This window comes from Streptomyces griseocarneus (assembly GCF_014655595.1).
GTDB lineage: Bacteria > Actinomycetota > Actinomycetes > Streptomycetales > Streptomycetaceae > Streptomyces > Streptomyces griseocarneus.
Genome location: NZ_BNBL01000037.1, coordinates 1 through 704 on the forward strand (window position 1 = coordinate 1; position 704 = coordinate 704).

Here is a 704-nt window from a genome sequence, read left to right on the forward strand (position 1 = left end):
ACCCGCTAAGCCTAAATATTCCCTGGTGACCGATAGCGGATAGTACCGTGAGGGAATGGTGAAAAGTACCGCGGGAGCGGAGTGAAATAGTACCTGAAACCGTGTGCCTACAAGCCGTGGGAGCGTCGCGCATCGAGCTTGCTCGGTGCGTCGTGACTGCGTGCCTTTTGAAGAATGAGCCTGCGAGTTTGCGGTGTGTTGCGAGGTTAACCCGTGTGGGGAAGCCGTAGCGAAAGCGAGTCCGAATAGGGCGATTGAGTAGCGCGCCCAAGACCCGAAGCGGAGTGATCTAGCCATGGGCAGGTTGAAGCGGAGGTAAGACTTCGTGGAGGACCGAACCCACCAGGGTTGAAAACCTGGGGGATGACCTGTGGTTAGGGGTGAAAGGCCAATCAAACTCCGTGATAGCTGGTTCTCCCCGAAATGCATTTAGGTGCAGCGTCGTGTGTTTCTTGCCGGAGGTAGAGCACTGGATAGGCGATGGGCCCTACCGGGTTACTGACCTTAGCCAAACTCCGAATGCCGGTAAGTGAGAGCGCGGCAGTGAGACTGTGGGGGATAAGCTCCATGGTCGAGAGGGAAACAGCCCAGAGCATCGACTAAGGCCCCTAAGCGTACGCTAAGTGGGAAAGGATGTGGAGTCGCAGAGACAACCAGGAGGTTGGCTTAGAAGCAGCCACCCTTGAAAGAGTGCGTAATAGCTC

Annotated in this window: 1 rRNA gene; it reads left to right on the forward strand. The window is 56.2% G+C overall.

The window, feature by feature from the left end:
- Positions 1 to 704 (forward strand): 23S ribosomal RNA (locus tag IE295_RS33160); the annotation flags it as partial.